Consider the following 12198-nt stretch of genomic DNA (forward strand, 5'->3'; position numbering starts at 1 on the left):
AGATAAATGACTCTGCGGAAATCTGAGACCTTGCGTCGCTCACCTAATACCCCTTGGGCTGCGGATGCCCTCCGCTATCGCTGATTCTGTGTAGCTCAACTCAACCACACAGAACAGCGAGTAGAAGCTACAACAGTCCCGAAGCCGGCAGTCTCTCCGCCGGCGGGTGGTGCTTCCGAATTCTCGGGTGGAATGTTCTCCAATCGGGTGCGAGCCACCCTCGTTTCGAAGGGCAAAATGCACCCATTGTCTAAGACGGCATCGTGACCAACCTCCTCGATCGATATCCGATCGAGGAGGTTGGCCTGAAACGACTACCCCTCGCTGTCTGAGGGGGCAGCATACTGCGCATATGCCTCTAGTAACATTTGCAGGTATTTGGTGGTACTTGAGGTCTGCTCACCCAAAGCTGGCCAGTGAAAAGGAATCTTCGACCACATGGTCTCCAACTCAATTTCGATGCCGAGCTGTGCTGCAACCTTGATCGCCTGAGTTGGCTCCTTATCATCCGGCCACAAATCCTCTTCGAGCGAGATCCAGACGTCGTTGTCTTCATCGACGGTGATTTCGGCCAAGAGCGCCCCCAGTCGTTCGCTCACGTTCGTCGCGTCATCTAAGAGTGCGCTTCTCATGAGAAGAACGATGTTGCGTTCGTTCAACTCAAGTTTTGGACGGTCATCGACTACCTGGAATTCAGGTTTGCCGGTGTGCGATTTCGCTTTGGCGCCGATCGGCGGTAGCGACTTGCCTTCATCTTCGCACCAGAACGCACTATCGAATATGTCGACTGGGGAGGCGCCGCATGCGGGGCAATGCCACAGATTTTGTGCAATCTGTATACCAGTTATTTTCCCGTTACAATGTAAGCAAAACCAGATGTCGGAGTCGCGGTCCCACAGTGGGTGGCGAGATCGACCCTTTCCATCAGGCTTCGTCGATCTCCTTGGCCAGTCGGTCGAGATTTTGCCGCGGACTTGCGCCATCCGATGATTGGCCAAGCTCAGTGCTTCTTCGAGGAAATCCGGATCGAACACAGGGGACTGGTCGTCTACTTCGGCACTCGTTCGCACCGTGGCGCGCGCACTCGGATCCTCCGGAACCGTGATGCTCCAGCCCTCTCCTGCGATGATGACGTCATCTAGGGCCACTTGCAGGCGATAGGCGTGGCCCCTTATCTGGCCTTGTTCTGCTTGTTTAAGATACTCCCAGCGACACGCACTGGCGTCGGCACCTACCGTCGTGAAATCCGCCGGTGAAACGTGGTTCGCGACCATCGCTTCGATGCTCGCCACCTGTTCGGGGCTTGGTACCCACCCACTCTTGTTGGCGGAAACCAGTTGTGTCCAATTCGCAAAGCCGAGGTGGACGGCAATCAAGTTCAGCGCTTCACGTAGCGCCACCCTGGTGGCTCGGGCGTGACGCTTTGCAATAAGCTTGAGGCGGCTAATTTCTGTTGCTTCGGTCATATTCAGTTCCTGAATTGATCCGACCATGTGCCCGCTAATGGCCAGACCGTGCCTGTTGGCACAGTGTGACAATTCAGAGATGAAACGCTGACATAGCTTTGCGTGGCGGGCACACCGGCCTGCGTGTAAGGCCACCTTATGTATGACAAGCGGCCCGCCTTCGGTCAAGTGAACACCGTGGCAGACCATTTAGTGAACCGCGTTTTGAGGCCCGTTACGATCTGAAAACATCACGAATCCAATCCAGTGGGAAAGTTCGCTTAAGGGTCGCAGGTTCGACTCCTTTCAATGCGAGAGCCCAGCCACATAAGCGAAGCATCTTCTTCCGGGCAGTCCTTCTGGTGCATCCTCTCCGGACACAGCAACAACGCGACTATTGCGACGTGAAGCATCCCTGCGTAACAGCCGGCCCTCGGCGGCTCACGGGCGGCGCAATATCTTGACGAAAAACTCATATTTAGGGTTTTTGATGCGTAACTGGATATTGAGGGGTTTTCGATGTTTTTCACAGGGAAGAAGCTGGCGATCACCGTCGCGTTGGTTGCGGTTCAACCCAACGCCATGATTGCGGAGCCGATTACGATCACCGACCATGAAAATCGCGCAGTAACGCCGGCGAAACTGGTCGAGCGGATCGCCTCGTGGCGATGCGCTGATTGGGACGTGACCGGACCGACGGGCGAGACGCACCGGGCGATCCTGCCGGCCTTCGCCGAAATAGAGGCCGCATGGGCACGATCTATCTGAAATCGGCCTTTGAGGCCCCCTCGGAAGCCGTAAGGGCGGCGGAGGGCGCAGGTTTGCTGACGATCGTGGAGCAGCCGGACCTAACTGCGGAGATGCTTCTCGCCCACAGGGGCCTGATCACCGGCAACCAGCTCGACCAGAACGCCATGGTCCTGATGCGCGAGGCGCTGGCGGCCTTCCTCGACGCCGGCGGTCGCTGGTTCTTCAACGGCCACATGGTGCGGCCGCTGGTCGATGGCATGAACCAGTACCGGCCGATCAACGCCCCAAAGCGCTCCGATTTCGACCTTTCCCCAGTCAACGCCCATCCGCTGTTTTCGGGCATCGATCTTTCAAAGCTCGAGACCAACAGAGGCGTGGCGGGCTTTTACGGCCGGGGTTGCAATCCGCTGCCGGATGGGGCCGTCGCAATCAACGGCCTGGGGCCGGCCAAAGTGCCGGTCGACTGGGTCTGGGCACGTCCCCACGGCGGGCGGATCTTTTCCCATTCAGGCAATGATCTCGGCTCGGTCGGACTCGAATGGAACCTCTCGAGCGAGCTGACGCGGCGCATGATTGACTGGACCCTTGGCGGCGCCTGCCTCGACCCTTGGCCGACCGCGTCGTCATCGTCGGCGGCCCACCAATTGCTTGCCGAGCCCGAAGCCTACGGCGGCATGCGCATGTCGACCCGGACCGGACGGCGGCGCATCGTCGCGCCATCCTCCGGCACCTACTATCATATCCGCTGCCTTGAGGGGTCGCGCTACACCGGGATATTCGACGTCATCTGCTCGCCGGAACAGCTCGGCGACATCCTGCGCCCCGACGACATTCTCTGGGTCCCTTGCCGCACACCGGCGCAGCGCATGATCGCGCAGAAGGCGGTGCTCGCCCGTCACCTCGATGCCGGCGGCACGGTGGTGGCGCTCGGCGAGAGCTGTTCCGACCTCTGGCTGCCGCATGTTGATTTCACCGGCACGCCAACGAACTGGTGGTGGTGGCTCGACCCCACAGCCGATCTCGGGGTGCGGGTGACGGAGGCTGCGGCCAGCCATCCGTTGATGGCTGGTATCGGCGACAAGCAGGCAACCTGGCACCTGCATGGCTGGTTCCTTCCGCCGGATGGAGCAGCGGTTCTGGTCCGCGATGGCGAAGGCCGGGCAATCCTCTACGAGGACACGGTCTCGACCAGGGGCACCACGGTCATCTCATCGCTCGACCCGATGTTCCACCACGGTTCGCATTTCATGCCGGCCACGACTGGCTTCCTCGACCGTTTCGTTCCCAACCTGAAAGCCCTCGCAGATGTCTAATGCCATTACAGTGCTCGACAACGGCCACCCGATCAGCTTCACCTTCGACGCCACCAACGCCTATCACGGCGGCGGTTCTCCCGGCGGTGTGACGCATGCGCTGAAGGCCATGCGGGCGGCGTTTCGGCTGCTGTCCGACACGCCGCTGGAACGGCGCGAGGTGACGATTGTGACCGCCTTTCCGGACCCGGAGGACGCGACGCGCTGGAAATGGTGACCCGGGAGCTGACCGGGGGGGCCGACCGTCAACAAGTCGATCGGCGGCAAGGACATCATCACAGACCCGCCCGGCCCTAAGTCAAGGCGTTCGCCAAATGGGCGCCGGCGAGGAGGCTTTGCTCGCTCGATGAACAAACGTGCCTATAATAGAGTTGTTTACGGTCGATATTGCGTGTCTGGATGGCTTCACATGGGCTCGAATTGGTTCAAGACCTTACGGATCGCTGGCCTTCCTTTAGAAGGATGGCAAGCTCCTTGGCGAAATTCTCAAGATCTACCGGATATGGTGAACTACGCCGCCAAAGAGCGAAGATTTGTCTACGAACGGGCTCTCCCTTGATTTCTGCCCACGCAAATTGCGTACCGCTGATGGATTGCCCACACGCGATAGACGGAATTAAGCACGAGTATCCCTGCTCCCTGACGAGGTGTACTCGGGTTTCGATGCTAAGCCCGTAAGAGCGCAAGATCGGTCCATTCGAGCGGTCGGCAAACCTTAGAGTGGAATCCTCCATGCTCATGGGAAAGTCGTCTTCGCTCAAGGGCAATAGATCGAGTTTGGCGAGATCAGCTGGTTCGATCTGATCACGTTGGATGACCGGATTTTCCACGCTTGTGAGGAGGTGAAACGGCTCGTTGAGGAGCTCGACCTGATGGAACGCCTCATCGAGTACAGGGCACGCCGTGATCACGAGATCGAGCTCCCCTTCTCTAAGTCGCCTGCTGAGGCCTTCGTGCTTCCCCTCCATGAAAGCGAGTTCAAGACGCGGATAGTGTTTGTGAACGAACCCAACCGTTTGAGGAATGAGGAATGGGCCGACAGTAGAGATCATCCCGACGCGGAGGCGCCCGCCGAATGCCCCCGCCCTTCGGCTGGTCTCATGGCCCAGCGCTGCAACTTGCTGGAGCAGCATGCCGATACGCCTAAGGATGTCGCCACCGGCGTCAGTCGGAGTGACCTTGCGGGCGCCGCGCTCGAATACAGTTGTGCCCAACACTGTTTCGGCTTTGCGAACCTGATGCGACAGCCCCGAGGCGCTGATACCCATCTCCTCGGCCGCCGCGCGAAAACCTCCGCACCGATGGACGGCCAAAACCAACATCAGATCACGGATGGAAAGGGAGGCAAGTCTGTTCGAAATTTCTTCCCGCATTGTCCGATTTGTTCGACTTGATAAGACGCTTCTCCATATATACGAAAAACGTGAATGCAATACTCATATTATGAGGTGCCTGGTGTTTTCGAAGTTTCTTCTCTCCTCCGCAGCAATTATCCTAGCTTTGGCGCCGGCGCCTTTGCTTGCGGAACCCATCACGTTCAAGGATGTGACTGGCGCTGAAGTCACTCTTCCGAAGCCTGCGACGCGCATCGTCACCTTGCCACAGCCGGGTGCTGCAACGGTGATCGCGGTTGATGGGACGTCGGAACATCTCGTCGGCATGAACCCCGGTTCACGCAAAGCATTCGAAACCGGCCTACTCAAGAAGATGTTTCCAGAGGCCGCGTCCATTGAAAGCGGTATCGTGGCGGAGGGCGGCAATGGCTGGATGCCGAATGTCGAAGCAATCGCGGCGCTCAGGCCCGATCTCGTCATCCAATGGGGCGGTCGAGGAGACGAACTCGTGGCGCCACTGCGTAACGCCGGTATTCCGGTCGCGCTGATGGTCGGAGGCGGCAATGGCGGTACGGAAGAGCTCGCCCGCGAAAACATCAGCCTCGTGGCAAATATTCTTGGCAAACCGGAAAAGGCGAGGGATCTGTTTGCGTGGCGTGACGAAGTCATTGCAGACGTCAAATCTACGCTTGCGGCACACCCGGCGGAACGCAAGCCGAAAATCCTTCACCTGCGCTCCTCCAAAGGCAAATTTACTGCGACGGGGGAAAAGAGCTACCAGAACTTCTTCATCACGCTCGTTGGCGGCGACAATGTTGGCAAGGGCCTGGGTGTCCAGGCAGAAGTCAACGCAGAGCAAATTGCGGCGTGGAACCCCGACCTTATCATGCTGACAGCTGCGGAAACTGACGCCGGACGCGAAACGATATTCGAGAACGAAGTTTTGTCGCAGACCACTGCCGCCAAGACCGGGCGTGTCTACAAGACACCGAATGGTGGATATGTATGGGATAGCGCCAGCCACGAAAGCCCGTTTACCTGGATGTGGCTTGCAAACCTTGCTCATCCGAACCTCTTCCATTTCGATCTGCGCGCCGAGGTGAAAAAGGGATTTGAACGGCTCTACAACTATTCTCCTACGGAAGACGAAATCGACGCTGTCTTGAAGCTCGATCTCAACGCCAGCGCTTCGAACTATCAACAGTTCGCTCGCAAATGACACTGGCCCCTGCCGGAACCAATCATCCGGATCAGTCGACCGCACGCGCGGTCATACATTGGTCGGCATTGCTCTTGCTTCTTGTAGTGGCGATCGTTGTCTCGGCATCAGTTGGCCGGTTCAGCATACCGCTTGCTGATGTCCTGAACATCGCGGCTCGTTGGCTTTCTGGCGCGCTTGCGCCAGAAACTATGGAGGAGCGCATTCTCATCAACGTTCGTGTGCCACGCATCTTGCTGGCGGCGATCGTTGGTGCAGGACTTGCTCTATGCGGTGCAGCACTTCAGGCTCTGTTCCGCAATCCACTCGTGTCGCCGCGTGTGCTAGGTGTTTCATCGGGGGCGGCGCTCGGTGGGGCGCTGACGCTGCTGGTCGGCGGTGGCGCTACCGTGTTGTTTGCCGCTACCTTCAGCTCGGCTCTTTTCGCGCTTGTGCTGGTTGCGGTCATCTCACGTGTAGCAGGGCGCACGATCCTTTCGATCGTGCTGGCAGGTATCGTCATTGATGCGTTGTTTTCAGCTATGATCTCGCTGACGCAATACGTGGCCGATCCGGAAACTTCGCTTCCTGCGATCGTCTTCTGGCTGATGGGCAGTTTCTCATCGGCAAGTTGGAAGAAGGTCGGCGAACATGGCCCGGTGATCCTGCTTGCCATCATCATTCTTTATCGTTTGCGCTTTCGCATTGCGGTCCTGTCGATGGGGGAAGAAGAGGCGCGTTCTTTCGGTGTGAATGTCGGTTTTTCGCGTTGGCTCGTCTTCTCGGTCATCTCGGTGATCATTGGCGGTTGCGTGGCCGTATCCGGTGTCGTCGGCTGGGTAGGGCTCGTCATTCCGCACGCGGCGCGCCTCCTTGTCGGAGAAGGACATCGCCGCTTTCATGGCACGGCCGCGTTGCTCGGGGCGAGTTTTATGGTGTTGATCGACACACTCGCACGAGCAATCATCAGCGCCGAACTGCCGCTTGGTATTCTTACGGCTGTCATTGGTGCACCGGTCTTCATCTACCTCCTCTGCACAAGGCAGGCGCGGATTGGGGCGACCCAATGATCGCACTCTCAAATGCAGGAATGAGGCGGGGTCAGCGCTGGATTTTTCGCGATGTCAGCTTTGATCTGCCGCATGGTGAGGTGTTGGCGATCCTGGGCTGTAATGGCCGCGGTAAAACCACGCTTCTGCGCACCTTGCTAGGATCCCTGGAGCTGAGTGAAGGCACCCGAACGATGCCTGCCGTTGTCGGTTATGTACCGCAGTCACAAGGTGGCGGAGATCAGCATCGTTGCCTTGACATCGTGATGATGGGGCGAGCCGGGCGCCTGGGGCTCTTCGGGCTGCCGGGAAAGGCTGACGAGATCGCTGCCTTGTCCGCGTTGGCCACAGTAGGCGCCTCTCAATTTGCAGAACGCTCTTTCGGTCACCTTTCCGGCGGCGAGCGGCAGATCGTCCTGCTTGCGCGGGCATTGGCGACAGAGGCCAAAGTTCTCGTGCTCGATGAACCCGCAGCTTCCCTTGATCTTGCCAATCAAAACCTGCTGCTCGGTGTCCTGATGCGGCTGAGGCAGGCTCGCAGCCACACGATCGTTTTCACCACCCATCATCCACAGCATGGTTTGATCCTCGCCGATCGGGCTTTGATGATGCATGCCGGAGACGAGGTTCTCTATGGCCCCACGGCCGACATGATGACGGATGGCGAGCTCGCCCGCCTCTACGGGGTGCCTTTCATGCGGAATACCGGGGCTGTTGGCCGACCTGATATCGTTTCCCCAATCTTTGGGGCAACCGTCTCTTCATCCTAAACCAAGAACAGGAGCCTACATTGGACACGATTACCTATCTTGAGAATGGCGAAGCCTTCACCGTGAGCTTTGCCGAACTCCTCAAATACCATGGTCCCGGTTTTCCCGGTGGCGTTGCGCACGGCCTCAAGGTCATGCAGCGGGCGTTTCCGCTACTGGATGAAGGACGTCCCGTCGAACGGCGTGAAATCCGTATCGATACGGCGTTTCCGGGTCCTGGTGGACGTGATGCCTTCGAATTTGTTACCAGAGGGCTGACCGACGGTCGGTACGTGGTCGACCGTTCGCTGGGTTGGGACGGCATCGAGGAAAGCCCGAAGGGACGGTATTATTTCCGTTTTACATACCGCGGTACGGTAGTCGAGGTTACGATCCGCCCAGGTCATGTGCGGCCCGAATTCCTTGAGCTAGCTCGCAAGGAAAATCGCACCGCCGACGATGAAGTGCGCCTTGCCGCACTGAAGCGCGAGATGGGCGATCGCCTCGTTCCGCTCGCTCCGGAAGATGTCTATGACGCCAAAGTCAGCCGCGCCTGATACCGATTGCATCCAGAGCGAGCGTCGCCACTGGATGGGCGTGCTCGCTCGCGCGCCCATTGATCTGCTGCGGGCATCTTTCGAAGACTGTCCGCAGTGTGCTGACGCGCGTCGGCTTGTGGGGCCGGAGATCGGCCTGATCCAGCTGCGTGCCAAAGCACCGGTGACGGAAACCGCGTTTCATCTCGGCGAAGCGACTATGACGCGCTGCGTGGTAGAACTGGCCGGTCGGCATGGTTATGGCGTGGTCCTGGGCAGCGATCTTGAAAGGGCTGAGCTTGTGGCGGTTTTCGATGCGCTGCTCCAGGATCCTCAGATGTATGGCGAACTCAGGCCGAAATTGCTGCAGCCGGCCGAGTCCGCCATCTCGGTGAGCCGGCAGCGCCGGGCAAATACGGCTCAAGCGACAGCGGCACATTTTTTCACCGCCGCGCGAGGGGGTAAAACGCCGTGAAAATTGCGATCGATCAGCGTGGACCCCAGAACGCTTACGAAGACCGAAAGGCCTATCGAAACCTCCTTCAGGCATTCGCCTATCCTGGTAAGATGATGACTTTGCGCGCAGGACAGCTCGCTCATTCCGTTGTCCTCGAAACGCTCGCGGATGAGACGACGCCGGTCTGGATTGATGAAGGCTTCGCCGAAATCAAGGCGAATGCGACCAAGGCACAGTTGCCGAGTGCGAGTCGGGTAAACTGTGTTTTCGCACTCTGTAGCGGAGAACGCTTTAACGGGTTCGATGGCTTTCCCGTCGGAACGCTTGTCGACCCGCACCTTTCCACGACCATGCTCATAGAAGTCGTTTCACTCACCGGTGGTGAGCCATGGCGGCTTGCCGGCCCGGGAGTAGGGCCAAACGGCGCTAGCCTGGCGCCGATTGGATTGCCGAAAATGTTTCCTGCCGCATGGGCGCAGAATAACGCGCTCTACCCGCTCGGAATCGATGTGATCTTTACGGCCGGTGAACTGTGCGCATGTCTCCCCCGAAGCGTCAGATTGGAGATCGCCGATGTATGTACCGGTTAAGGGGGGAGAAGTTGCCATTGCCAGGAGCCTCGAAGCCTTGGCGCGTGCCCGGCGTGGCGATCCCGATGTGCCGGAATTGACCGTCGCCCAAATAAGGGAGCAGATGCGGGGTGCAGTGGACCGGGTGATGACGGAAGGCGCCCTTTACGATCGAGACCTCGCGGCTCTCGCTCTGAAGCAGGCGCAAGGGGATCTGTCGGAGGCGACCTTCCTATTGCGGGCCCACCGCGCAACGCTTCGGCGCATGAGCCATTGCGAGCCGATAGAATTCACGGATATTCACCTCGATCGGCATATCTCCGCGACCACGAAAGAGCTCGCCGGCGGCCAGATCCTTGGAGCGACCTACGACTACACCCACCGGCTTCTCGATTTTTCCTTGATGGGGGCGCGCCCCTGCGCTGGTCGCTCGGTGGTTGACGAGGAGCTGCAGGTTGAAAGCGGTTTCGACCAAGAACCCGCCGTGCTAAGACCGCATACATCCTCCTATCACGATTTGCTTGTTCCCCCAGACTGCGAGCCGAGTGGGAACCGGGATCATGAACCAGTTGACATCACGCGGGTCCCGATCCGCCCGCCTTACGGACCATCTGAGACACTCGGCCATTTGGTTCGTGGAGAAGAGGGGTTTCTGACTGGTATTGCATATACGCGGCTGCGCACTGCCGGCGCGTCCCATCCCTATGTGGAGGAGCTGTCGGCAGGTCAGGTTGAGATCATGGTCGAGCTTGAGGATCTGGGCCTTACCATTCCGATAGGTGATATCGACATCGTCATCTGCCGTATGGTGGCGCCGGTTCTGGACGGCGAACAATCCCATCTCGCGCCGGGCTTCGGTGTTGCGTTCGGGACAAACGAGAGAAAAGCTGTCGCTATGGCCACCGTGGATCAGGCGCTGAAAGCAGGACTTGATCCTGAGCTGGTGCTGTCCCACAGCGACGGCGTCGAAGCAGCCGGTTATGTATCGCACCTCAAATTGCCTCACTATTCCGACTTTCAATCGGACCTTGAACTGATCCGGCGTGCGAGGTCTGAGCATGAATGAAACGTTCGGCTACCTCGATGAGGACAGCAAGAGATCTGTGCGACGAACGATCCTGAAGGCCTTGGCCATCCCAGGCTATCAGGTGCCATTCATCGCACCAGAAATGCCGATAGCTTACGGTTGGGGGGTAGGGGGCATGGTGGTCACGGCAAGCCTGATCAATGAGGAGGACTTGCTAAAGGTTACCGACCATGGCTCAGACGACACGGTGAATGCGGTAAACATTCGCTCCTTTTTCACAAGGACGGCCTTCGTAAGCACCACGACCCGCACGCCTGAGGCAACACTGATACAGGTCCGCCAGCGTGTCCCCGAGGCAAAGCTCCAGGAGGGGCAGATCGTCGTTTATCAGGTGCCGAGACCAGACCCTTTGCGCGCCTTCGTCAACTCGGCCAAGGAGGCCTCGCGCATGCACGCACACGCGGATTACGGCCGTGTGTACGCTCGGCTGTTCGAGGAAAGAACCGGTAGTCGTGGTGCAGTCCAGCCAGGGTATGACTACCCGGTTATGGTCGAAGGGCGATATTTGATGTCTCCGTCACCGATACCGAAGCGAGATAACGCTAGTCTCCACCGTTCGCCGGCAATTCAGATATTCGGCGCGGCGCGAGAGCGTCGGCTCTATGCATTGCCACCCTACACCCATGTCGAAAGCCTTGCATTCGACGATATACCTTTTGACCCCGGCTATCCTGATGACGGACGGCAGTGTGTCATTTGCGGATGCGCAACCAGTCATCTCGACCACCTTCTCCAGAAGGATGATGGGACAAGCGAATGGGTATGCTCCGATACCGAATGTTGCGAACAAAGATCAAAGGAGGTTGCCGGTGCTTAGGCTACCTTCTCCCGTCCTGACGCTTGGTCGCGTTTCATATGATAGGCGGATTGCGCCGGACACGTCGTTCGTCCTCTATCCTGGAGAGGTGCTTTGTCTCGTCGGGAAATCCGGAGCGGGAAAGTCGACGCTGCTGCGTATGGCGGGCGGGCTTTTGCGTCCGCACGAGGGGAGGGTGCTACACCAATCCGCCGATGGCCCGATCTCGATCTATGAGCTTCCCGAGCAGGCTTTGGTTTCACAGCGACGTCGGAACGTCGGGATAGTCGCTCAGAATGCTCGTGACACCCTCGATATGGCACAAAGTGCCGCCGCGAACATCGTTCAGCCTCTGTTCGACAATGGCGAGCGCAATTTTGGCCGAGCGATGGCGTCAGCGCAGCACTGGTTCGCTGCACTCGATCTCGATGTCGCAAGGATGGGCGACCTGCCGAGTTTGTTTTCCGGTGGCATGCAGCAGCGCTTGCAGATTGCGCGAGCGCTGGTCCACGGACCGAAGGTTCTCTGTCTGGACGAGCCGACGACTGGTTTGGATACCTCGGTGCAGGTCCGTCTTCTTTCATTGCTTTCGGGGCTTCAGCGCCAAACGGGCGTCGCGATGTTACTTGTGACACATGATCTCCGGATTGCCCGGCTGATCGCCCACCGCGTGATCGTGCTCGACGAAGGCAGGATCGTCGAGGAGGCTCCACCAGACCGGCTCATCGCTGATCCTTGTCATCCTGCGGCCCGCGACCTCGTCGCGGCAATGATTTGAGGACGGCTATGGACATCTTGCGTGTCGAGAACCTGGAAAAGGACTACGAAGCACGAGCCGTCGGTCCGGTGAGCTTTAGATTGAGGGCCGGTGAAATAGGATTGATCGTCGGCGGTTCAGGGTCGGGCAAATCAACG

General features: G+C 58.6%; 14 protein-coding genes. 12 read left to right on the top strand and 2 right to left on the bottom strand.

The window, feature by feature from the left end; all coding sequences use genetic code 11:
* Positions 1-314: 314 nt before the first annotated feature.
* Positions 315-1466 carry a P-loop NTPase family protein gene (locus FAA86_RS25045; protein ID WP_210310019.1) on the bottom strand — a complete coding sequence of 384 codons (1152 nt, stop codon included), beginning with the start codon at positions 1464-1466 and terminating at the stop codon, positions 315-317.
* Positions 1467-1964: 498 nt separating this feature from the next.
* Between FAA86_RS25045 and FAA86_RS23560 the strand changes: the two genes are divergently transcribed.
* The 3 genes from FAA86_RS23560 to FAA86_RS23570 are packed head-to-tail and all read left to right on the top strand — an operon-like array spanning position 1965 to position 3725.
* A complete protein-coding gene (locus FAA86_RS23560) occupies positions 1965-2213 on the top strand; it encodes a hypothetical protein (RefSeq protein ID WP_062553571.1) in 249 nt (82 codons plus the stop codon).
* Positions 2195-3508 carry a hypothetical protein gene (locus tag FAA86_RS25050; protein WP_136543656.1) on the top strand — a complete coding sequence of 438 codons (1314 nt, stop codon included), beginning with the start codon at positions 2195-2197 and terminating at the stop codon, positions 3506-3508. The genes FAA86_RS23560 and FAA86_RS25050 overlap by 19 nt, the downstream gene beginning before the upstream one ends.
* Complete coding sequence (locus FAA86_RS23570) at positions 3501-3725, top strand: hypothetical protein (RefSeq protein WP_062553572.1); 225 nt, start codon at positions 3501-3503, stop codon at positions 3723-3725. The genes FAA86_RS25050 and FAA86_RS23570 overlap by 8 nt, the downstream gene beginning before the upstream one ends.
* A 208-nt stretch (positions 3726-3933) precedes the next feature.
* On the opposite strand, the gene FAA86_RS23575 is transcribed toward FAA86_RS23570, so the two are convergent.
* Positions 3934-4881 carry a LysR family transcriptional regulator gene (locus tag FAA86_RS23575; protein WP_136543658.1) on the bottom strand — a complete coding sequence of 316 codons (948 nt, stop codon included), beginning with the start codon at positions 4879-4881 and terminating at the stop codon, positions 3934-3936.
* 82 nt (positions 4882-4963) lie between these two features.
* Between FAA86_RS23575 and FAA86_RS23580 the strand changes: the two genes are divergently transcribed.
* Genes FAA86_RS23580 through FAA86_RS23620 form a run of 9 tightly spaced genes read left to right on the top strand, consistent with a single transcriptional unit; the run spans position 4964 to position 12061 of the window.
* Positions 4964-6061, top strand: a complete 1098-nt coding sequence (locus tag FAA86_RS23580) for an ABC transporter substrate-binding protein (RefSeq protein WP_205910066.1) — start codon at positions 4964-4966, stop codon at positions 6059-6061.
* Complete coding sequence (locus tag FAA86_RS23585; RefSeq protein ID WP_136543660.1) at positions 6058-7110, top strand: FecCD family ABC transporter permease; 1053 nt, start codon at positions 6058-6060, stop codon at positions 7108-7110. The genes FAA86_RS23580 and FAA86_RS23585 overlap by 4 nt, the downstream gene beginning before the upstream one ends.
* Entirely contained in the window at positions 7107-7859 is a 753-nt protein-coding gene (locus FAA86_RS23590) for an ABC transporter ATP-binding protein (protein WP_136543662.1), read from the top strand. Before FAA86_RS23585 ends, FAA86_RS23590 begins: the two co-directional genes overlap by 4 nt.
* Positions 7860-7879: 20 nt before the next feature.
* A complete protein-coding gene (locus FAA86_RS23595; RefSeq protein ID WP_062553577.1) occupies positions 7880-8395 on the top strand; it encodes a hypothetical protein in 516 nt (171 codons plus the stop codon).
* On the top strand, positions 8370-8849 hold the full coding sequence (gene phnG / locus FAA86_RS23600; protein ID WP_167495084.1) for a phosphonate C-P lyase system protein PhnG: 480 nt from the start codon (positions 8370-8372) through the stop codon (positions 8847-8849). Before FAA86_RS23595 ends, phnG begins: the two co-directional genes overlap by 26 nt.
* A complete protein-coding gene (gene phnH / locus FAA86_RS23605; protein WP_136543666.1) occupies positions 8846-9421 on the top strand; it encodes a phosphonate C-P lyase system protein PhnH in 576 nt (191 codons plus the stop codon). Before phnG ends, phnH begins: the two co-directional genes overlap by 4 nt.
* Positions 9405-10466, top strand: a complete 1062-nt coding sequence (locus FAA86_RS23610; RefSeq protein ID WP_136543669.1) for a carbon-phosphorus lyase complex subunit PhnI — start codon at positions 9405-9407, stop codon at positions 10464-10466. The genes phnH and FAA86_RS23610 overlap by 17 nt, the downstream gene beginning before the upstream one ends.
* Positions 10459-11304 (top strand): alpha-D-ribose 1-methylphosphonate 5-phosphate C-P-lyase PhnJ, encoded by an 846-nt coding sequence (locus FAA86_RS23615; RefSeq protein ID WP_136543671.1) that lies wholly within the window; start codon positions 10459-10461, stop codon positions 11302-11304. Before FAA86_RS23610 ends, FAA86_RS23615 begins: the two co-directional genes overlap by 8 nt.
* A complete protein-coding gene (locus FAA86_RS23620; protein WP_070149958.1) occupies positions 11297-12061 on the top strand; it encodes an ATP-binding cassette domain-containing protein in 765 nt (254 codons plus the stop codon). Before FAA86_RS23615 ends, FAA86_RS23620 begins: the two co-directional genes overlap by 8 nt.
* Positions 12062-12198 lie beyond the last annotated feature (137 nt).

Source organism: Rhizobium rosettiformans W3, assembly GCF_004912135.1.
In the GTDB taxonomy this organism is placed as follows: domain Bacteria; phylum Pseudomonadota; class Alphaproteobacteria; order Rhizobiales; family Rhizobiaceae; genus Allorhizobium; species Allorhizobium rosettiformans.

Excerpts from the sequence above, each read along its gene's own strand:
- FAA86_RS25045 (WP_210310019.1), bottom strand. The coding sequence starts at position 1,466 with ATGACCGAAGCAACAGAAATTAGCCGCCTCAAGCTTATTGCAAAGCGT.
- FAA86_RS23560 (WP_062553571.1), top strand. The coding sequence starts at position 1,965 with ATGTTTTTCACAGGGAAGAAGCTGGCGATCACCGTCGCGTTGGTTGCG.
- FAA86_RS25050 (WP_136543656.1), top strand. The coding sequence starts at position 2,195 with ATGGGCACGATCTATCTGAAATCGGCCTTTGAGGCCCCCTCGGAAGCC.
- FAA86_RS23570 (WP_062553572.1), top strand. The coding sequence starts at position 3,501 with ATGTCTAATGCCATTACAGTGCTCGACAACGGCCACCCGATCAGCTTC.
- FAA86_RS23575 (WP_136543658.1), bottom strand. The coding sequence starts at position 4,881 with ATGCGGGAAGAAATTTCGAACAGACTTGCCTCCCTTTCCATCCGTGAT.
- FAA86_RS23585 (WP_136543660.1), top strand. The coding sequence starts at position 6,058 with ATGACACTGGCCCCTGCCGGAACCAATCATCCGGATCAGTCGACCGCA.
- FAA86_RS23590 (WP_136543662.1), top strand. The coding sequence starts at position 7,107 with ATGATCGCACTCTCAAATGCAGGAATGAGGCGGGGTCAGCGCTGGATT.
- phnG (WP_167495084.1), top strand. The coding sequence starts at position 8,370 with ATGACGCCAAAGTCAGCCGCGCCTGATACCGATTGCATCCAGAGCGAG.
- FAA86_RS23610 (WP_136543669.1), top strand. The coding sequence starts at position 9,405 with ATGTATGTACCGGTTAAGGGGGGAGAAGTTGCCATTGCCAGGAGCCTC.
- FAA86_RS23615 (WP_136543671.1), top strand. The coding sequence starts at position 10,459 with ATGAATGAAACGTTCGGCTACCTCGATGAGGACAGCAAGAGATCTGTG.